This window comes from Oryzisolibacter propanilivorax, assembly GCF_900103645.1.
Lineage (GTDB): Bacteria > Pseudomonadota > Gammaproteobacteria > Burkholderiales > Burkholderiaceae_C > Melaminivora > Melaminivora propanilivorax.
In genome coordinates, this window is sequence record NZ_FNHP01000001.1 from 454,891 (window position 1) to 474,742 (window position 19,852).

General features: G+C 69.8%; 13 protein-coding genes. 9 read left to right on the forward strand and 4 right to left on the reverse strand.

What is annotated here, in order from left to right; translation table 11 throughout:
- Positions 1 to 49: 49 nt before the first annotated feature.
- The 5 genes from smc to BLQ61_RS02055 all read left to right on the forward strand — a co-directional run bounded on the left by smc (position 50) and on the right by BLQ61_RS02055 (position 10,685).
- Positions 50 to 3,580 (forward strand): chromosome segregation protein SMC, encoded by a 3,531-nt coding sequence (gene smc, locus BLQ61_RS02030; RefSeq protein ID WP_091566082.1) that lies wholly within the window; start codon positions 50 to 52, stop codon positions 3,578 to 3,580.
- A 19-nt stretch (positions 3,581 to 3,599) separates the two neighbouring features.
- Positions 3,600 to 4,697 (forward strand): cell division protein FtsZ, encoded by a 1,098-nt coding sequence (locus BLQ61_RS02035; RefSeq protein ID WP_091566085.1) that lies wholly within the window; start codon positions 3,600 to 3,602, stop codon positions 4,695 to 4,697.
- A 13-nt stretch (positions 4,698 to 4,710) separates the two neighbouring features.
- Positions 4,711 to 6,918 (forward strand): NAD-dependent DNA ligase LigA, encoded by a 2,208-nt coding sequence (gene ligA, locus BLQ61_RS02040; protein WP_091566088.1) that lies wholly within the window; start codon positions 4,711 to 4,713, stop codon positions 6,916 to 6,918.
- 7 nt (positions 6,919 to 6,925) lie between these two features.
- Positions 6,926 to 7,891 carry a patatin-like phospholipase family protein gene (locus BLQ61_RS02045; protein WP_091566090.1) on the forward strand — a complete coding sequence of 322 codons (966 nt, stop codon included), beginning with the start codon at positions 6,926 to 6,928 and terminating at the stop codon, positions 7,889 to 7,891.
- Between the two features lie 283 nt (positions 7,892 to 8,174).
- The gene (locus BLQ61_RS02055; protein WP_091566096.1) at positions 8,175 to 10,685 is read left to right on the forward strand and encodes a penicillin-binding protein 1A; all 2,511 of its coding nucleotides are present in this window, start codon (positions 8,175 to 8,177) and stop codon (positions 10,683 to 10,685) included.
- Positions 10,686 to 10,965: 280 nt separating this feature from the next.
- Here BLQ61_RS02055 and BLQ61_RS02060 read toward each other — a convergent pair whose 3' ends face one another.
- The gene (locus BLQ61_RS02060) at positions 10,966 to 11,529 is read right to left on the reverse strand and encodes an NUDIX hydrolase (protein ID WP_091566099.1); all 564 of its coding nucleotides are present in this window, start codon (positions 11,527 to 11,529) and stop codon (positions 10,966 to 10,968) included.
- The gene (locus BLQ61_RS02065; protein ID WP_091566101.1) at positions 11,526 to 12,221 is read right to left on the reverse strand and encodes a fumarylacetoacetate hydrolase family protein; all 696 of its coding nucleotides are present in this window, start codon (positions 12,219 to 12,221) and stop codon (positions 11,526 to 11,528) included. The genes BLQ61_RS02060 and BLQ61_RS02065 overlap by 4 nt, the downstream gene beginning before the upstream one ends.
- 81 nt (positions 12,222 to 12,302) lie before the next feature.
- Between BLQ61_RS02065 and pgeF the strand changes: the two genes are divergently transcribed.
- Positions 12,303 to 13,145, forward strand: coding sequence for a peptidoglycan editing factor PgeF (pgeF, locus tag BLQ61_RS02070; RefSeq protein WP_245703777.1), 843 nt, complete (start codon positions 12,303 to 12,305; stop codon positions 13,143 to 13,145).
- Here the strand turns inward: pgeF and BLQ61_RS02075 are convergent.
- The gene (locus tag BLQ61_RS02075) at positions 13,062 to 13,385 is read right to left on the reverse strand and encodes a hypothetical protein (RefSeq protein WP_091566105.1); all 324 of its coding nucleotides are present in this window, start codon (positions 13,383 to 13,385) and stop codon (positions 13,062 to 13,064) included. The genes pgeF and BLQ61_RS02075 overlap by 84 nt on opposite strands.
- Positions 13,386 to 13,533: 148 nt before the next feature.
- On the opposite strand from BLQ61_RS02075, the gene BLQ61_RS02080 reads away from it, so the two are divergent.
- The 3 genes from BLQ61_RS02080 (at position 13,534) to phbB (ending at position 17,319) form a co-directional block, all read left to right on the forward strand.
- On the forward strand, positions 13,534 to 15,246 hold the full coding sequence (locus BLQ61_RS02080; RefSeq protein ID WP_091566108.1) for a PHA/PHB synthase family protein: 1,713 nt from the start codon (positions 13,534 to 13,536) through the stop codon (positions 15,244 to 15,246).
- Positions 15,247 to 15,294: 48 nt separating this feature from the next.
- Positions 15,295 to 16,476, forward strand: coding sequence for an acetyl-CoA C-acetyltransferase (locus BLQ61_RS02085; protein ID WP_091566111.1), 1,182 nt, complete (start codon positions 15,295 to 15,297; stop codon positions 16,474 to 16,476).
- Between the two features lie 105 nt (positions 16,477 to 16,581).
- Complete coding sequence (gene phbB / locus BLQ61_RS02090; RefSeq protein ID WP_091566113.1) at positions 16,582 to 17,319, forward strand: acetoacetyl-CoA reductase; 738 nt, start codon at positions 16,582 to 16,584, stop codon at positions 17,317 to 17,319.
- Between the two features lie 367 nt (positions 17,320 to 17,686).
- On the opposite strand, the gene BLQ61_RS02095 is transcribed toward phbB, so the two are convergent.
- Positions 17,687 to 19,657 (reverse strand): ABC-F family ATP-binding cassette domain-containing protein, encoded by a 1,971-nt coding sequence (locus BLQ61_RS02095; protein ID WP_091566116.1) that lies wholly within the window; start codon positions 19,655 to 19,657, stop codon positions 17,687 to 17,689.
- Positions 19,658 to 19,852: the final 195 nt, after the last annotated feature.

Sequence of the window (19,852 nt, forward strand, 5' to 3'; positions counted from 1 at the left end):
CTGGCCGCCGCTGCGGCCGCATCCCCCGTCCTTTGCCTCCTGCCGTTTCGTGCGCCTCAGCTCCATCAAGCTTGCCGGCTTCAAGTCGTTCGCCGAGCCCACCAACTTCCTGCTTCCCGGGCAGCTTGTGGGCGTGGTCGGGCCCAACGGCTGCGGCAAGTCCAACATCATGGACGCGGTGCGCTGGGTGCTGGGCGAGTCGCGCGCCAGCGAGCTGCGCGGCGAGTCCATGCAGGACGTGATCTTCAACGGCACCACCACCCGCAAGAGCGCCAGCCGCGCCAGCGTCGAGCTCACCTTCAGCAACGAGGACCACCGCGCCGGCGGGCAGTGGAACCAGTACGCCGAGATCGCCGTCAAGCGCGTGCTGACGCGCGACGGCACCAGCAGCTACTACATCAACAACCAGCCGGTGCGCCGGCGCGACGTGCAGGACGTGTTCCTGGGCACCGGCCTGGGTCCGCGTGCCTACGCCATCATCGGTCAGGGCACGATCAGCCGGATCATCGAGTCGCGCCCCGAGGACCTGCGCCTGTTCCTGGAAGAGGCCGCGGGCGTGTCCAAGTACAAGGAACGCCGGCGCGAGACCGAGAACCGCCTGGCCGGCACCAGCGAGAACCTGACGCGCGTCGAGGACATCCTGCGCGAGCTGAACGTCAACCTGGAAAAGCTCGAACGCCAGGCCGAGGTGGCCACGCGCTACCAGCAGCTGCAGCAGCAGGCCACGCTGCGCCAGCAGCAGCTGTGGTTCCTCAAGCGCGCCGACGCCCTGGCCGAGCAGGCGCGCGTGCGCAGCGAGGGCCTGCAGGCCGTGAACGACCTGGAGTCGCGCATGGCCGACCTGCGCCACGGCGAGGCCGAGCTGGAGTCCATCCGCCAAGCGCACTACGAGGCCGGCGACGCGCTGAACCAGGCGCAGGGCCAGCTGTACCAGGCCACCGCCGAGGTCGGCCGGCTAGAGGCCGAGATCCGCTACGTCGTCGAAGGCCGCCAGCGCGTGCAGCTGCGCCTGGAGCAGCTGGCGCAGCAGCTGCAGGAATGGGCCGAGCGGCGCGAGGAAGCCACGCACGAGGCCGAGCAGCTCGAAGGCCAGGGCCTGGACGCCGAAGAGCAGAGCGAATTGCTGGCCGCCCAGCTGGAAGAGCAGGGCCAGCTGTTGCCCGAACTGGAGGAGCAGCTGGCCCTGGCGCGCCAGCGCGGCGAGACGCAGCGTGCCGCCGTAGTGCAGGTGCAGCAGCAGATCCAGGTGCTGGCGGCCGAGCAGCGTGCCCTGTCCGAGCAGACGCGCCAGCTCACCGCGCGCAGCGAACGCCTGCGCGCCGACCGCAATGCCCTGGCCGCGCCCGACGAATCGCGCCTGGCGCACCTGCGCCAACAGCTGCACGAGGCGCAGGAGCAGGCCGAATTCGGCCAGGCGCTGCTGGCCGAGCTGCAGGATACGCTGCCGCAGCTGGACGACGAGCGCCGTGCGCGCCAGCAGGTGGTGAACGCCGAAGGCGCGCTGCAGGCGCAGCTGACCGCGCGCCTGCAGGCGCTGCAGGCGCTGCAGGATAAGGTCAAGGTCGACGGCCGGCTGCAGCCCTGGCTGGCACGCCACGGCCTGGACGGCCTGGCCGTGCTGTGGAGCCGTCTGCACATCGAGCCTGGCTGGGAGCCGGCGCTGGAGGCCGCGTTGCGCGAGCGCCTGGCCGCGCTGCCCGTCGGGCGGCTGGAATCGGTGCGCGGTTTTGCCGGCGGTGCGGGTGGCGAAGGCCCACCCGTGCGTTTGTCGTTCTACAGCACGCCGCTGTCGGCTGCGGCGGCAAGCGCGCCAGCGCCGTTGCCGCGTCTGGCCGACCTGCTGCAGGTGCCCGACGCCGCCCTGCACGCCGTATTGGCGGAATGGCTGCATGGCTGCCATACCGCGCCGACGCTGGAGGACGCGCTGGCCGCGCGCCCCCGTCTGCAGCCGGGCGAAGTCGTTTACGTGCCGGCGGGCCACGCCGTTACCGCGCACAGCGTGGATTTCTACGCGCCCGATTCCGAACAGGCCGGCCTGCTGGCGCGTGCGCAGGAGATCGAGCACCTGCACAAGGAAGTGCGTGCCCAGGCGCTGATCGCCGAAGAAGCTGGCACCGCGCTGGCGCGTGCCGAAGCCGCCTATGCCGAGGCATCGCAGCGGCTGGTCAGCGCCCGGCGCGAGGCCGAAGGCGCCCAGGCGCGCGCGCATGAGCTGCAGGTGCAGACCCTGCGCCTGGCGCAGGCCGTGGAGCAAACGCGCGCGCGCAGCGAGCAGATCGGCGCGGATCTCTCCGAGGTCGAGAGCCAGCTGGCCGAACTGCACGAGCGCGCCGCCACCGCCGAGGCGCGCTTCGAAGAGCTCGACATGCAGCTGGCCGACGCCCAGGAGCGCCACGCGCAGCTGGGCGACCGCGGCATCGACGCCGAGCGGCGCCTGGGCGAATGCCGCGAGCAACTGCGTGCGCTGGAGCGGCGCGCGCAGGAGGCGCAGTTCTCGCAGCGCAGCCTGGCCGCGCGCCGCGCCGAACTGGCGCGCACCATCGACACCGCCGCCGCCCAGGCGCGCAACCTGCACGACGAGCGCCAGCGCGCGCAGGACGAACTGGCGTGCCTGACCGACGCCGCCGCGCAGGGCGGTCTGCAGCAGGCGCTGGACGCCAAGCTGGCCGCCGAGCAGCGCCTGGGCGAGCAGCGCAGCCACTACGACGGGCTGACGGCGCGCCTGCGCGGCGCCGACGAGCAGCGCGGCCAGCACGAGCGCGCGCTGGAGCCGCTGCGCCAGCGCATCACCGAGCTGCAACTGAAGGAACAGGCCGCGCGCCTGGGGCTGGAGCAGTACGAATCGCTGCTGAACGACGCCCAGGCCGACCTGGCGGCGCTGGAGCAGTCGATCGCCGACGGCGGCGTGCGCCTGGCCGGCCTGCAGGGTGAGATCGACCGCCTGCAGCGCGAGATCACCGCCCTGGGCGCGGTGAACCTGGCGGCGCTGGAGGAGCTGGCGGCCGCGCGCGAGCGCAAGGGCTTTCTGGACGCGCAGATGCAGGACCTGCAGCTCGCCATGACCACGCTGGAGGACGCGATCCGCAAGATCGACGCCGAGACGCGCACGCTGCTGTCGGGCACCTTCGAGACTGTCAACGCGCACTTCGGGCGCATGTTCCCCGAGCTGTTCGGCGGCGGCCAGGCACGCCTGATCATGACCGGCGACGAAATCCTGGACGCCGGCGTGCAGGTCATGGCGCAGCCGCCGGGCAAGAAGAACCAGACCATCCACCTGCTCAGTGGCGGCGAGAAGGCGCTCACCGCCATCGCGCTGGTGTTCGCCATCTTCCAGCTCAACCCGGCGCCGTTCTGCCTGCTGGACGAGGTGGACGCGCCGCTGGATGATGCCAACACCGAGCGCTATGCGCGCCTGGTGGCCAGCATGTCGCGCGGCACGCAGTTTTTGTTCATCAGCCACAACAAGATCGCCATGGAAATGGCCGAGCAGCTGATCGGCGTGACCATGCAGGAGCAGGGCGTCTCGCGCATCGTCGCGGTGGACATGCAGGCGGCCCTGACGATGGCCGAGACAGAGTGAATTCACAATCCCAACGACCATGAGCAACTTCCAACTCGGTCTCCTCATCGCCGGCGCGCTGGTGCTGATCCTCGTCATCGCCGGCAACGCCTGGAACCAGCACCGCAATGCGCCCAAACGCCCGCGCCCGGACGAGCCCGCCGTCGGCGGCCCGGGCGACGCCGCCGCGCTGCGCCAGGAGCCGGCGCTGAACGCCGCGCCTCTGCCCGAGATGGCCGGCGGCGGCACCGAGCCCGGTGGCCACATCGTCGATCCGCGCGACACGCTGGACCTGCCGCTGCCCGTGGCCGAGCGCCGCGGCGGCCTGGATGCGCTGATCGACGCCATCGCCCCGATCACGCCCGAGCGTCCCGTCAGCGGCGACGCCGCGCTGGCCGCACTGCCGCCCACGCGCCGCGCCGGCAGCAAGCCGTTTGCCGTCGAGGGGCTGAACGAGGACACGCAGCAGTGGGAAACGCCCCAGTCCGGGCGCAGCTACCGCCACTTCCATTCCGGCGTGCAGCTGGCCAACCGCACCGGCGCGCTCAACGAGATCGAGTTCTCCGAGTTCGTCATGAAGACCCAGCAGTTCGCCGACGCCATCGGCGCCACCGCGGACTTCCCCGACATGCTGCACGAGGTGGCGCGGGCCAAGGAGCTGGACCAGTTCGCCAGCGACCACGATGCGCAGCTGACCTTCGTGCTGCGCGCACGCCAGGCGGCGTGGAGCCCGGGCTACGTGCAGCAGAACGCCACGCGCGCCGGTTTTGTGCCCGGCGCCATGCCCGGGCGCATGGTGCTGCCGGCAGCGGCCAGCGGCATGCCGCCGGTGCTGACGCTGGACTTCGACGCCCAGGCCGCGATGTCCGACGACCCCGAGCAGACCGCGCTGCGCGACGTGGCGCTGAGCCTGGACGTGGCGCAGGTGGAGCGCACCGAGCAGCCCTTCGCCCGGTTGCGCGACGTGGCGCAGGCGCTGGGCGAGGCCATGGACGGCGTGCTGTGCGACGGCAACGGCACGCCGCTGCCGGCCATGGCGTTCGACCCGATCACCGCCGACTTGGAGCAGCTGTACGACCAGCTGGACGCGCGCGAGCTGTCGGCCGGCTCGGTGCTGGCGCGACGCCTGTTCAGCTGAGTCGCGCGCTGGCATGACCGATCAATCCGAGCTTTTTCCGGCTCCAGCCCCGAAGGGACAAGGGCTTGCAGCTAGCAAAATAGGAGCTTTGCGGGCGCAGCTGAACCGCTGGGCGCACGAGTATTACGTGCAGGACGCCCCCAGCGTGCCCGACGCCGAGTACGACCGCGTGTTCCAGCAGCTGCAGGCGCTGGAGGGCGCCTATCCCGATCTGGTCACGCCCGACTCGCCCACGCAGCGCGTGATTGGCGCGGTGCTGCCGGGCCTGGCCCCTGTGCGCCACCGGGTGCCGATGCTCAGCATCCGCACCGAGACCGACACCGAGGGCAGCGGCGCCGAGACCTTCGACGCCCGCGTGCGCCGCGAGCTGAAGCTCGCCCCCGACACGCCGGCCGTGGAATACGTCGCCGAGCCCAAGTTCGACGGTCTGGCCATGAGCCTGCGCTACGAGGCCGGGCGCCTGGTGCAGGCCGCCACGCGCGGCGATGGCGAGGTGGGCGAGGACGTGACGCACAACGTGCGCACCATCCGCCAGATCCCGCTGCTGCTGCAGGGCAGCGCAGCCACCCCCGTGCCGCCGGTGCTGGAGGTGCGCGGCGAGGTCTTCATGCGCCGCGCCGACTTCGAACGCCTGAACGAGCGCCAGCGCGAGGCGGGCGACAAGACCTTCGTCAACCCGCGCAACGCCGCCGCCGGCGCAGTGCGCCAGCTGGATTCGGGCATTGCCGCGCGCCGGCCGCTGTCGTTCTTCGCCTACGGCCTGGGCGAGGTCACGCCGCCGGAGGACGGCGGGCCGCAGTTCGAGACGCACTACGGCATGCTGCAGCAGCTGAAATCCTGGGGTTTTCCGGTCTCGGCCCTAGTGGAGATTGCCCATGGTGCTCCTGAACTCATAGCGTATCACCAGCGCGTCGGGGCGTTGCGCGACCAGCTGCCGTTCGACATCGACGGTGTGGTCTACAAGGTCAACAGCTTGGCCCTGCAGCGCCAGCTGGGTTTCGTCACACGCGAGCCGCGCTGGGCGGTGGCGCACAAGTACCCGGCGCAGGAGATGGTCACGCGCGTCGAGGGCATCGACATCCAGGTCGGGCGCACTGGCAAGTTGACCCCTGTGGCGCGGCTGGCGCCGGTGTTCGTCGGCGGCGTCACCGTCACCAACGCCACGCTGCACAACCTGTTCGAGATCCGCAAGAAGGACGTGCGCGTGGGCGACCAGGTGATCGTGCGGCGCGCCGGCGACGTGATTCCCGAGGTGGTGGGCACCGTACCGCCGGCGCTGCAATCGCTGGCACCGGCACTGGTCGGCAGCGACGCTCTGGTCGATGCATCCAGCGACGCCGACGGCACGGCCACGGGGCCGGGCGAGCACGTGCCGCGCCGCCCCTACGTGCCCAACTTCCGCATGCCGCGCCGCTGCCCGGTCTGCGCCAGCGCCGTGGTGCGCGAAAAGGGCGAGGCGAACCACCGCTGCACCGGCGGACTGTTCTGTCCGGCGCAGCGCAAGGAGGCCATCCTGCACTTCGCCCAGCGCCGCGCCATGGACATCGAGGGCCTGGGCGAGAAACTGGTGGACCAGCTGATCGAGGGCGGTGTGATACGGGCGCTGCCCGATCTGTACCGGCTGGGCTTGGCGACGCTGGCGCAGCTGGACCGCATGGCCGACAAGTCGGCGCAGAACCTGCTGGCGGCGCTGGAGCAGTCCAAGCACACGACGCTGGCGCGGTTTCTGTTCGGCCTGGGCATTCGCCACGTCGGCGAGGCCACGGCCAAGGAATTGGCGCGGCACTTCGGCAACCTGGATGCGCTGATGGATGCCAGTGTCGACCAGCTGCTGCAGGTGCCCGACGTCGGCCCGGTGGTGGCGGCCGCCATCCACGACTTTTTCGCCGAACCGCACAACCGCGAGGTGGTCGAGCAGCTGCGCGCCTGCGGCGTGATCTGGGCCGAGGGCGAGCCCCAGCCCGCAGCACTGCTGCCCTTGGCGGGCAAGACGGTGGTGCTGACCGGCACCCTGCCGTCCTTGAGCCGCGAGCAGGCCAAGGAGCTGCTGGAGGCCGCCGGCGCCAAGGTATCCGGCTCCGTCAGCGGCAAGACCGCCTACGTCGTGGCCGGGGCCGAAGCCGGCTCCAAGCTGGACAAGGCGCGCGCCCTGGGAGTGCCGGTGCTGGACGAAGACGGCCTGCGCGCGCTGCTGGCCGGCACGCCGCCGGCGCAGGGGTAATTCCTCCATGGCCCTGTCGCGCCGCCGACCGCGCCTGGGCCTGGCCCTGGGCAGCGGCTCGGCGCGCGGCTGGGCGCACATCGGCGTGCTGCAGGTGCTGGACGAGGCGGGCATCCGCCCCGACGTGGTCTGCGGTGCCTCCATCGGCGCGCTGGTGGGCGCCGCCTACGCGGCCGGCGAGCTGGAGCGGTTTTCCGCCTGGGTGCAGTCGCTGGGCATGCGCCAGGTCTGGGGGTTCATGGACTTCAACCTGTCGGGCGGCATGCTCAAGGGCGAGCGCCTGATCGCCTTCTGGCGCCGCAACTTCGCCGACTTCGACATCGAAGCATCTCCCATGCCCTTCGGTGCCGTGGCCACCGACCTGCACTCGGGCGCCGAGGTCTGGCTGCGCGAGGGCTCCATCGCCGACGCAGTGCGCGCTTCCATCGCGCTGCCCGGTCTGTTCACGCCGGTGGCGCAGGAGGGTGGGCGGCTGCTGGTCGACGGCGGCATCGTCAACCCGGTGCCGACCTCGCTGGCACGCGCCATGGGCGCGGACATCGTCATCGGTGTTGACCTGAACTCCGACATCCTGCACCGCCACCTGCAGCCTCTGGCCCTGGCGGGCGAAGCGGCGGCGACGCTGCCGGCCGCGGACGCCACGGCGCTGGCCAGCACACGCACCGGTGGCGACTGGATGGGCCGCCTGAAATTCTGGGGACACGGCACGGGCTCGGGTGCCGCCGCCGGCGCCGCGCAGGTGGCGCCGCTGCCCAGCCGGCCTTCGGTGCTGGACGTGGTCATGACCAGCGTGACCATCATGCAGATCCGCATCACCCGCAGCCGCATGGCCGGCGACCCGCCCGAGGTGGTCATTGCCCCCAGCCTGTCGCACCTGGGCGTGCTCGATTTCCACCGCGCCCCCGAGGCCATCGAGGAAGGCCGGCGCGCCGCGCAGGCCGCGCTGGCGCAGCTGCAGCGCTTCACGGGGTGAGATGCAAAAACACCCCCCTGAGCGCCTGCGGCGCTTCCCCCCGCTCTCGCATGGCTGCGCCATGCGGGCAGGAGGACGCAGCCCTCGCTGCGGGGCGGCCCTTGCGCGGCTGCCCGCGCGCGGGGCGCGCCGGTTTCATGCCCTGCGGGTGGCGCGCAGCGCTATGGATAACGGAGATGCAACATCTCTTGAGCCGCTGCGCGCCTTTTGATTGATATGAAAACCATAGCTTCTAGCCCTTATCTGATAAGGGCTAGAGCCAATTTTGACCATTGAAATACTGATGAGAGCCATCGAACTGCTGCGCCAGCGCCTGGCCGCGCTGCGCCTGCGCCTGGCGCCCCTGGCACGCCGGCCGCAGCGCTGGCTGTCGCCGCACGGCCTGGCCTGGGGCGCCGCGGCGCTGGCCGTGGCCGGCGTGCTGTACCTGCTGGTGCTGACGCTGCTCACGCCGTCCATCCGCGACATCCGCAAGGCCAAGGGCGAGCAGCCCGCGCAGCTGGTGTCCACCGACGGGCGGCTGCTGGCCGAGTACAAGTGGGTCAACCGCGAATGGGTGCCGCTGGCGGCTATCGCCCCGGCGGTGGTCGATGCACTGATCGCCACCGAGGACCACCGCTTCTACCAGCACTGGGGCATGGACTGGCGCCGCACCCTGGCCGCGGTGGTGCGCACCGCCGGCGGCGACCGCCAGGGCGGCTCGACCATCACCCAGCAGCTGGCGCGCAACCTGTACCCAGAGGAGATCGGCCGCGCGCCCACGCTCAACCGCAAGCTGAAGGAAGCCATCACGGCGCTGAAGATCGAATGGAGCTATTCCAAGGACGAGATCCTGGAAACCTACCTCAACACCGTGCCGTTCCTCTACAACGCCTACGGCATCGAGATGGCCGCGCGCACCTATTTCGACAAGTCGGCGGGCAAGCTGGGCGTGCTGGAGAGCGCCACGCTGATCGGCATGCTCAAGGGCACGGCCTACTACAACCCGGTGCTCAACCCCGAGCGCGCGCAGGACCGGCGCAACACCGTGCTGGCGCAGATGAAAAAGCGCGGCAAGCTGGAGCCGGCCGAGTACGACAAGCTGGTGCGCCGCCCGCTGCGCATCCGCTTCGAGCGCCAGAGCGAGGTCGGGGGCCTGGCGCCACACTTGGCGCAGCAGCTCAAGCGCCAGCTGATCGAATGGTCGGATCGCAACGGCTACAGCCTGTACGCCGACGGGCTGGTCATCCGCACCACCATCGACGGGCAGCTGCAAGAGCTGGCGACGAAGGCCGTGCAGCAGCACGGCCGCACGCTGCAGCGCGTGGCCGATGGCGCCTGGGCCGGGCGCGGCGTGTGGAACGCCAGGAACCCGCTGGTGCAGCAGCTGGTGCGCGAATCGAACACCTTCGCCAAAGCGGTGGAGGGCGGCGAGAGCGAGGAGGCGGCGCTGGAACGCCTGCTGGCCGATGCCAGCTTCCTGCAGGAGCTGCGCGCCGCGCGCACGCGGGTGCAGGCCGGCTTCCTGGCGCTGGAGCCAGGTACAGGCGCCGTGCGTGCCTGGGTGGGCAGCCGCGACTACGCCGCCGACCCGTTCGACCACGTGCAGGCGGCGCGGCGCCAGCCGGGCTCGACCTTCAAGCCCTTCGTTTATGGCGCCGCCTTCGCCCAGGGCCGGCGGCCGGATGAGACGCTGCTGGATACCGCCGTGGAGATTCCGCTGCCCGGCGGCCATGTCTGGCGCCCGCGCGACGGCAATGCCGCGCCCAGCGAAATGCCGATGACCCTGGCCGACGGCCTGGCGTACTCCAAGAACACCATCACCGCGCAGCTGATGACGCAGGTCGGCCCACAGCGCGTGGCGCAGCTGGCGCGCGCCATGGGCGTGCGCGAGTCGCCGCTGGAAGCGGTGCCGGCCCTGGCCCTGGGCACCAGCGACGTGACGCTGAAGGAAATGGCCGCTGCCTACGGCACCATCGCCAGCGGCGGGCGCTACCACGCGCCGTACATCATCACGCGCATCGAGGACGCCAGCGGCCGCGTGCTGCAAGAATTCGTCCCGCCCGCGCCCGAGCAGGCGCTGGCCACCGGCGCGGCCCAGCAGCTGCGTGACGCCCTGCGCGGAGTGGTGGACAAGGGCACGGCCACGGCCATCCGCAGCCGCTACGGCATCACCGCCGACGTGGCCGGCAAGACCGGCACCACCCAAGGCAACACCGATGGCTGGTTCATCCTGATGCACCCGCAGTTGGTAGCGGGCGCCTGGGTCGGCTTCAACGACGCGCGCATCACCCTGCGCAGCGACCACTGGGGCCAGGGCGCGCAAAGTGCCTTGCCCATCGTGGGCGAATTTTTCCGCCAGGCGCTGCGCACCAAGGTGCTGGATGCGAAAGTGCGCTTCGTGGACGAAGCCGACCGCAGCTGGAGCAGCCGCGCCGGCGAGGCCGTGGATGCGCTGCGCCACTGGGCCTACGACCTGTTCGGTAACCCCGCGCCGGTGCAAGACAAAGGCGCCGGGCCGCAGTCGCCCGAGCCGCAGCGGATACCCCCGCCTGCGCCGCCCGAGGAGCGCCCGGAGATCAGCGAGGCCCCGCTGCTGCCACTGGAAAGCGTTCCGCCACGCCCGGCGGCGCCGCCGGTGTGGGTGCTGTCCCCGGAAGAAGCGCCCGCGCCGGAGCCAGGAGTGGTGGTGCCTACCCTGCCCGCGCCCATCCAGGGCGAGGTGCTGCCGCCGGGCGACGGCTACGGCCCTATCCCGGGCCGGGTGGTGGCGCCCGGCACGGTATTTCCGACGCCGCTGCCGCCGCAGCGCTGAGGGCGTGGTTCCGGTATCGGCGTGAAGGGGTGCGGGTTGCGGATCGGGACAGGCCGCGGGGCGCAGGCGGCGGCGCTGTGCCGACTACGGACACCGACGCGGAGCGACCGGGGCCGCTGCCCCGCATCCGCATCGGGCTCCTGCACACGTTCCCAGGCTGCAGGCTGGGCGCTTCGGCAATCGCCATTCCGCTATCGAATAAGTAGCTGCGTGCCATTGTCCGACAAGGGCTGGGCTGGGTTTTCCTGGTTAATTGAACGCGCTCGACCGCGCGGCGCGGTCACACGATGTCGATGCAGTGCACGCCGAAGTGCCCGGTGCGCCGGTCGGCGAAGTAGCGCTCCAGCGTCGCGCGCACCGTACGAAAGGCGATCTGCTCCCACGGGATCTCGTCTTCGCTGAACAGCCGTGCCTCGATGGTCTCGTGCCCGGGGTTGAAGCGGTCGCTGTGCAGCGTGGCGAGGTAGAACAGGTGTACCTGGCCGACCGACGGCACGTTCAGCAGCGAGAACAGCGGCCCCAGCGTGACCTGCGCGCCGGCCTCCTCGTCGGTCTCGCGCAGCGCGCCCTGGGCGGTGGTTTCCTCCAGCTCCATGAAGCCCGCCGGCAGCGTCCACTTGCCCCAGCGCGGCTCGATGTTGCGCTGGCACAGCAGCACGCGCTCGCCCAGCACCGGCAGGGTGCCGACCACGTTCAGGGGGTTCTCGTAGTGGATGGTGCCGCAGGCGCTGCAGATGGCACGCTGGCGCGTGTCGCCATCGTCGGGCACCCGGTACGCGGTCGGTGCACCGCACTCGCGGCAATGGCGGATGGGCGGACGGCGGGGTGGCGCACCGGTCTTCACGCCAGCTCCAGGCGCAGGCCTTCCAGGCCGTCGATGCCGGCCTCCAGCAGGTCGCCGCGCTGCACCGCGCCGACGCCGGCCGGCGTGCCGGTGAAGACCAGGTCGCCCGGCTGCAGCGTCCAGGCCGACGACAGGTGCTCGAGCGTCTCGGCGATGCTCCAGATCAGCTGATCCAGGCTGCCGCGCTGGCGCTGCTGGCCATTCACATGCAGCCAGATGCCGGCGTGCTGAATGTCGCCCGCCTGTGCGGCAGGCGTGATGGGGCCGATGGGCGCGCTGGCGTCGAAGCCCTTGGCGATGCACCAGGGCCGGCCCTGCTGCTTCATCTGCGCCTGCAGGTCGCGGCGCGTCATGTCCAGGCCGACGGCGTAGCCCCAGACATGCGCCAGGGCATCGGCGGCGCGGATGTTTCGGCCGCCCTGGCCGATGGCCAGGACCAGCTCCACCTCGTGGTGCAGGTCGGCGGTAAGCGTGGGGTAGGGCAGGCGGCCGGTGGTGCCCGAAGGCACCGGCACGATGGCGTCGGCCGGCTTCATGAAGAAAAACGGCGGCTCGCGCCCGGAAAAGCCCATCTCGCGGGCGTGCTCGGCGTAGTTGCGGCCTACGCAGTAGATGCGGCGCACGGGAAAGCGCGCGTCGCGGCCGGTGACGGGCACCGACGGCACTTCGGCAGGGGGGATCACATGGCGCATGATGCGGTTTGGATTGGCAATCGAACGATGACCGGCGCAGTGTGCCACGCAGCGCCGCCCCACCTGGCCTGGACCGCTATCGTGAATCACCTGCCCCCGCACCCCGACTGGATCGTTCCCGACTGGCCCGCCCCGGCGCGCGTGCGCGCGCTGTGCACCACGCGGCGCGGCGGCGTCAGCGCGGCGCCGTTCGACAGCCTGAACCTGGGCCTGTCCACCGGCGACAGGCCAGCCGCCGTCGCTGCCAACTGGGCTGCGGTGGAGGCGGCGCTGCACGGCGGGCGCGCCGGCGCAGCGGTGCGCCCGGTGCGGCTGGACCAAGTGCACGGCACGCGCGTGCTGCAGCTCGGGCCGGGCACGCAGGAGCGCCAGCCGGCGGACGCCGCCGCCACCCGCGCCAGCGGCATCGCCTGCGTAGCCCTGGCTGCCGACTGCCTGCCGGTCCTGCTGGCCGACCGCGCTGGCACGCAGGTCGCGGCCGCGCATGCCGGCTGGCGCGGGCTGGCCGCCGGCGTGCTGGACAATGCCGTGGCCTGTTTTTCCGCCCTGGACCGTGAAAACAAAGGGCTTTTAGCTATCGAAAATGGAGCATTGGGGGGCGATGAAGTGCTGGCCTGGATCGGCCCTGGCATCGGCCCGCAGGCATTCGAGGTGGGGCCGGAGGTGCGTGCCGCCTTCCTGGCGCATGACCCCGCTGCCGCACTGCACTTCCAGGCAGCAGCCGGCGGGAAGTACTGGGCCGACCTGGCCGGGCTGGCACGCCAGCGCCTGCGCGCCGCCGGGGTGCGGCACATCCACGGCAACGATGGCTCGCTCGCCTGGTGCACCTTCGCCAACGCGTCACGGTTCTTCTCGTACCGGCGCGACCACGCCGCCCTCGGCGGCACCGGTCGGATGGCCGCCCTGGTCTGGCTGGCCGATTGACGCCGGCGCGGCGGCGTCTGCCTGCTGCTGCACATGGGCCTGCTGTTCCTGTGCCTCGCGCTGGCGGCGCGCGCGCTTGCGCCCCGGTGTGCCCAGGATGTAGAGCACGATGGACAGGGGCAGCAGCCCGTAGAGCACGAACGTGACGATCGCCCCCAGCACGCTGCCATTGGCCGCGGTGGCCTCGGCCAGGGCCATCATTAGCGTCACGTACAGCCAGGCAATGGCAACCAGATACATGTCTTTTATCAGGGTTTGCGAGAGGATGGGCCCCGGTTAGAGTGCTCGAGGCCTTGGTCGTTTCTGCGGTGCGTCACAATGGTGACAAGCGCGCTATACGGGCTGGCCTATGCCGTGTATACGCAAAGCACATGCAAGGAGGCGGACCATGAATTCTGACGCAGGCTGGGCCGAAAGCGCCCGGCAATGGCAAGAGATGATCGGTGATGGCTGGAGCCGGATGATGGCGACACTGCAGCCGCCGGACCTGGGTTCGCTCTCGGCCGCCGTGCGGCCGCAGCCGCCGGTCAACTTCGACCCGGAAAAGCTGGCCCAGCTGCAGGAGCAGTACCTGCAGGACGCCCGTGCGCTGTGGACCCAGGGCCCGGCCGCCCTCGCCAGCGACAAGCCCGACCGGCGCTTCGCCGGCGAGAGCTGGGCGCACAACCCGCTGTCGGCCTACGCCGCCGCGTTGTACCAGCTGCAGTCGCGCACCTTCAACGGCCTGGTCGACGCAATGCTGGCCGACGACAAGACGCGCGCGCGCATCCGCTTCGCCGTCGACCAGTGGCTGGCGGCCATGGCGCCCAGCAACTTTCTGGCGCTGAACCCGGAAGCGCAGCAAAAGGCGCTGGAAACTCAGGGCGAGAGCATCGCCAAGGGCATGGCCAACCTGCTGCGCGACATGCGCCAGGGCCGCATCTCGATGACCGACGAGAGCGGTTTCCAGGTCGGGCGCAACGTGGCCAGCAGCGAAGGCGCAGTGGTGTTCGAGAACGAGTTGTTCCAGCTGCTGGAGTTCAAGCCGCTGACGCCCAAGGTGCACGAGCGGCCGTTCCTGATGGTGCCGCCGTGCATCAACAAGTACTACATCCTGGACCTGCAGCCAGCCAATTCGCTGATTCGCTACGCCGTCTCCCAGGGCCACCGTACCTTCGTGGTCAGCTGGCGCAACCCGGACGAGAGCCTGGCGAGCAAGACCTGGGACGACTACATCGAAGGCGCCGTACTGCGCGCCATCGAAACGGTGGGCAATATTGCCGGCAGCGAGCAGATCAACGCCCTGGGCTTCTGCGTCGGCGGCACTATGCTGGCCAACGCGCTGGCGGTGCTGGCCGCGCGCGGCGAGGACCCGGTGGCCAGCGCCACGTTCCTGACGACGCTGCTGGACTTCCGTGACCCTGGCATCCTGGACGTCTTCATCGACGAGAACTTCGTGCGCCTGCGCGAGCTGCAGATGGGCAAGGGCGGGCTGATGAAGGGCCAGGACATGGCCAGTACCTTCAGCTTCCTGCGGCCCAACGACCTGGTCTGGAACTACGTCGTGGGCAACTACCTGAAGGGCGAGACGCCACCGGCGTTCGACCTGCTGTACTGGAACGGCGACGCGACCAACCTGCCCGGGCCGTTCTACGCGTCGTACCTGCGCAACTTCTACCTGGAAAACCGCCTGGTGCGCCCCGGCGCGCTCACCGTCTGCGGCGAAAAGCTGGACCTGAACCGGGTGCGCCTGCCGGTCTATGTCTACGGCTCGCGCGAGGACCACATCGTGCCGATCGACGCCGCCTACGCCTCCACCCAGGTGCTGCCGGGCAACAAGCGCTTCGTCGCCGGGGCGTCCGGGCACATCGCCGGCGTCATCAACCCGCCGGCGGCCAGGAAGCGCAGCCACTGGGTGCGGGACGACGGCCAGTTCCCCGCCAGCTTCGACGCCTGGCTGGAGAGCGCCACGCAGGTGCCCGGCAGCTGGTGGGACGACTGGGCCGGCTGGCTCGCCTCGCACGCCGGCAAGCAGATCGCCGCACCCAAGGCTTACGGCCGCGGCAAGGCCTACCAGGCCATTGAGCCCGCGCCCGGCCGCTACGTGCTGCAAAAGGCCTGAGCGCCTGCATCCTTTTCCTCACCGCCACACAACGAACGAAAGCCAGCCATGCAACAGGACATCGTCATCGTCTCCGCCGTACGCACGCCCGTGGGCAAGTTCGGCGGCGCTCTCGCCAAGGTGCCCGCCACCGAACTGGGCGCCACCGTCATCAAGGAAGCCCTGGCACGCGCCAAGGTAGCGCCCGACCAGGTGGGCGAAGTCATCATGGGCCAGGTGTTGGCGGCCGGCGTCGGCCAGAACCCGGCGCGCCAGGCCATGATGAAGGCCGGCATTGCCAAGGAAACCCCGGCGCTGACCATCAACGCCGTCTGCGGCTCGGGCCTGAAGGCGGTGATGCTGGCGGCCCAAGCTGTGGCCACGGGCGACAGCGAGATCGTCGTCGCCGGCGGCCAGGAGAACATGAGCCTGTCGCCGCACGTGCTGAACGGCTCGCGCGACGGCCAGCGCATGGGCGACTGGAAGATGACCGACACCATGATCGTCGACGGCCTGTGGGACGTGTACAACCAGTACCACATGGGCATTACCGCCGAGAACGTCGCCAAGCAACACGGCGTGAGCCGCGAGGCGCAGGACGCGCTGGCCCTCTCCAGCCAGCAAAAGGCCGCCGCGGCGCAGGACGCCGGCCGCTTCAAGGACGAGATTGTCCCTGTGCAGATTCCGCAAAGGAAGGGTGACCCGGTCAATTTCGACCAGGACGAGTACCTGAACCGCAAGACCAACGCCGAAGCCCTGGCCGGCCTGCGTCCGGCCTTCGACAAAGCCGGCTCGGTCACCGCGGGCAATGCCTCGGGCATCAACGACGGCGCCGCCGCCGTGGTGGTCATGAGCGCCGCCAAGGCCAAGGAGCTGGGCCTGACGCCGCTGGCGCACATCCGCGCCTACGCCAGTACCGGCCTGGACCCGGCCACCATGGGCATGGGCCCGGTGTCGGCGTCGCGCAAGACGCTGGAGCGCGCCGGCTGGAAAGTGGATGACGTGGACCTGTTCGAGCTGAACGAGGCCTTCGCTGCCCAGGCCTGCGCGGTCAACCAGGAACTGGGCACCGACCCGGCCAAGGTCAACGTCAACGGCGGCGCGATCGCCATCGGCCACCCCATCGGCGCGTCGGGCTGCCGCATCCTGGTCACGCTGCTGCACGAAATGCAGCGCCGCGGCGCCAAGAAGGGCCTGGCTGCGCTGTGCATCGGCGGCGGCATGGGTGTGGCCATGGCGCTGGAGCGTTGACGCGCGCTACTTGGCGATTCAGTGTTTGTCAGCAAGCCATCCGCAAGCAAGCCTGGTTAGAGTGACCAGGCCCACAGATTCCACCATTCACAAGGAGAGGCAAAAATGAGCCAGAAAGTAGCGTACGTCACCGGCGGCATGGGAGGCATCGGCACCGCCATCTGCCAGCGCCTGCACAAGGAAGGCTTCAAGGTCATCGCCGGCTGCGGCCCGACGCGCGACTACCAGAAGTGGCTGGACGAGCAGAAGGCGCAGGACTACACCTTCTATGCATCGGCCGGCAACGTGGGCGACTGGGATTCCACGGTGGCGGCCTTCGACAAGGCCAAGGCCGAGCATGGCCAGATCGACGTGCTGGTGAACAACGCCGGCATCACGCGCGACCGCATGTTCCTGAAGATGACGCGCGAAGACTGGGATGCGGTGATCGAGACCAACCTGAACTCCATGTTCAACGTGACCAAGCAGGTCGTCGCTGGCATGGTGGAAAAGGGCTGGGGCCGGATCATCAACATCTCCAGCGTGAACGGCGCGAAGGGCCAGGCCGGGCAGACCAACTACTCGGCCGCCAAGGCCGGCATGCACGGCTTCAGCATGGCGCTGGCGCAGGAGCTGGCCACCAAGGGCGTCACCGTGAATACTGTCTCGCCCGGCTACATCGGCACCGACATGGTCAAGGCCATCCGCCCGGATGTGCTGGAAAAAATCGTCGGCACCGTGCCCGTGAAGCGCCTGGGCGAGCCCAGCGAAATCGCCTCCATCATCGCTTGGCTGGCCAGCGAAGAGGGCGGCTACGCCACCGGCGCCGAATTCTCGGTCAACGGCGGCCTGCACATGAACTGATTGCGCATTGCGCCAGGACGACAAAAAACCCGCCGCGGCGGGTTTTTTTCATGGGGCCTGAAAGGCGGTAGTAAGGGGAATGGCGCCGGCCATATGGGATGGGGGCAGGCCGGGCGCCGGGGCCCGCGCCGTAGCGCTCAGGCGCGGACGGGGGCGCGCTTGCGGTCGCGTTCGTCTTCGGGCCAGGCGGACAGGGTGCTGAGCATGGTGTTCATCGCGGATAACCTCCTTAGATGCGGGAACAACGCCCTGGAAGCGCTCGGCGTTGACGCCGCCACGCAAGAATTTGTAGAAAACTGCGTATAAACCCTTAAATTCCTGGCGATGGAAAAGAAAGGCCTTAAGAATCAATGACTTGGAGTGAATTTCAGGTTGGGTCGGCGGTGCTCGCGAGGGCCTCGATGGCTTCACCCAGCTCCAGCCAGCGCTCTTCCAGGCCATCGATTTCTTCGCCGCAGGCTTTCAGGCGCCGCCCGCACTCGGCGATGTCGGCGGGCGCCAGCGGTGTGCTCAAGCGCTCTTCCAGCTCCGAGCGCTCTGCCGTCAGCGCCGCCAGCCGGACATCGATCTTTTCCAGTTCACGGCGCAGCGGGCGTGTCTTCTCGGCCAGTTGCTGGCGTGCCTGGGCACTGGCCTTGCGCTGTTCGCGCCCGCCGGCGGTCGCGGGCTTGTCCGCCATCGCGGCAGCGGTGTCAGGGGCCGCCGCGGCACGCGCAGCCTCGCGCAGCCGGCGCGATTCCTCCAGCAGGTAGCGCTGGTAGTCGTCCAGGTCGCCGTCGAACGGCGCGACGGCGCCGCGCCCGACCAGCCAGAAGTCCTCGCATACGGCGCGCAGCAGCGCCCGGTCGTGGCTGACCAGCATGACGGTGCCGTCGAAGTCCTGCAGCGCCATGGCCAGTGCCTCGCGTGTGGCCAGGTCCAGGTGGTTGGTCGGCTCGTCCAGCAGCAGCAGGTTCGGGCGCTGCCAGACGATCATCGCCAGCACCAAGCGCGCCTTCTCGCCGCCGCTCATGCTGCCCACCGCCTGCGCCACCATGTCGCCGCTGAAGTTGAAGCTGCCCAGGAAGTTGCGCAGTTCCTGCTCGCGGCTGGCGGCGGCGTCGGCGCCGGTCTCGCGCGCCAGGCGCACCATGTGCTGCAGCGGGTTGTCCTGCGGGCGCAGCACATCCAGCTCCTGCTGGGCGAAGTAGCCGATCGACAGGCCCTTGCCTTCCGTTACCCGGCCGGCCAGCGGTGCCATCTCGCGCGCGATGGTCTTGACCAGCGTGGACTTGCCCTGGCCGTTGGCGCCCAGGATGCCGATGCGCTGGCCGGCCAGCACCGAGCGGTTCACGCCGCGCAGGATGACCGTCTCCTGGCCGTCCTCGCCCTGGTAGCCGAAGGCGGCATCGGTGATGGCCAGCATCGGGTTGGGCAGGTTGGCCGGTTCGCGGAAGGTGAAGGTGAAGTCGGCGCTGGCCAGCACCGGCGCGATCTTCTCCATGCGCTCGATCTGCTTGACGCGGCTCTGCGCCTGTTTCGCCTTGGTAGCCTTGGCCTTAAAGCGGTCGATGAAGCTCTGCAGGTGGGCGATCTTGTCCTGCTGGCGCTCGTAGGCGGACTGCTGCAGCACCAGCTGCTGGGCGCGCAGCTCTTCGAAGCGGCTGTAGTTGCCGCCGTAGCGCGTCAGCTGCGCGTGCTCGATATGCAGCGTCACGTCCGTGACGGCATCCAGGAACTCCCGGTCGTGGCTGATGACGATCAGCGTGCCGGCGTAGCGCTTGAGCCAGGCCTCCAGCCACACCAGCGCGTCCAGGTCCAGGTGGTTGGTCGGCTCGTCCAGCAGCAGCAGATCGGACGGCGCCATCAGCGCGCGCGCCAGCTGCAGGCGCATGCGCCAGCCGCCGGAAAAGCTGTTCACCGCCTGCTGCAGCTGCGCCGGCAGAAAGCCCAGGCCCAGGATCAGTGTCTGCGCGCGCGCCGTGGCGTCGTGCGCGCCAGCGTCGGCCAGGTCGGCGTGCAGCTGCGCGATGGCCATGCCGTCGCCGGACTCCTGCGCCTCGGCCAGACGCTGCTGCAGCTGGGCCAGCCGGGTATCGCCCGCCAGCACGAAGGCGGTGGCGTCTTCGTCGGTTTCCGGCATTTCCTGCGCGACCTGCGCCATGCGCCACTGCGGCGGGACGAAGAAGTCACCGCCATCTTCATGCAGCTGGCCGGCGAGCAGCGCAAACAGCGACGACTTGCCGGCGCCGTTGCGTCCGACCAGGCCGACATGCTCGCCAGGATTGAGGGTGGCGCTGACGCCATCCAGCACCACCTTGGCGCCGCGGCGCAGGGTGACGTTTTTGAGTTGGATCACGGTAATGAAAAAAAGAACAGGGCCGCGCAGCTTTGGCCAGACGAATGCTGAGCTTGAACTGGATGGCCTATGACAAAGCCGGGAGTGGGTTGAGCCGCCTGGACAAAATATTAGGCATTTCCCGTCGCCAGGTGTTCAAGGCAAAAGACAGATATATCACGTAATGCTGCATTGTCGATGAATATGAAGAATTCA

Coding starts and splice junctions, on each gene's coding strand:
- BLQ61_RS02055 (WP_091566096.1), top strand. CDS start 8,175: ATGAGAGCCATCGAACTGCTGCGCCAGCGCCTGGCCGCGCTGCGCCTG.
- BLQ61_RS02045 (WP_091566090.1), top strand. CDS start 6,926: ATGGCCCTGTCGCGCCGCCGACCGCGCCTGGGCCTGGCCCTGGGCAGC.
- ligA (WP_091566088.1), top strand. CDS start 4,711: ATGACCGATCAATCCGAGCTTTTTCCGGCTCCAGCCCCGAAGGGACAA.
- BLQ61_RS02085 (WP_091566111.1), top strand. CDS start 15,295: ATGCAACAGGACATCGTCATCGTCTCCGCCGTACGCACGCCCGTGGGC.
- BLQ61_RS02080 (WP_091566108.1), top strand. CDS start 13,534: ATGAATTCTGACGCAGGCTGGGCCGAAAGCGCCCGGCAATGGCAAGAG.
- BLQ61_RS02035 (WP_091566085.1), top strand. CDS start 3,600: ATGAGCAACTTCCAACTCGGTCTCCTCATCGCCGGCGCGCTGGTGCTG.
- BLQ61_RS02065 (WP_091566101.1), bottom strand. CDS start 12,221: ATGCGCCATGTGATCCCCCCTGCCGAAGTGCCGTCGGTGCCCGTCACC.
- BLQ61_RS02075 (WP_091566105.1), bottom strand. CDS start 13,385: ATGTATCTGGTTGCCATTGCCTGGCTGTACGTGACGCTAATGATGGCC.
- phbB (WP_091566113.1), top strand. CDS start 16,582: ATGAGCCAGAAAGTAGCGTACGTCACCGGCGGCATGGGAGGCATCGGC.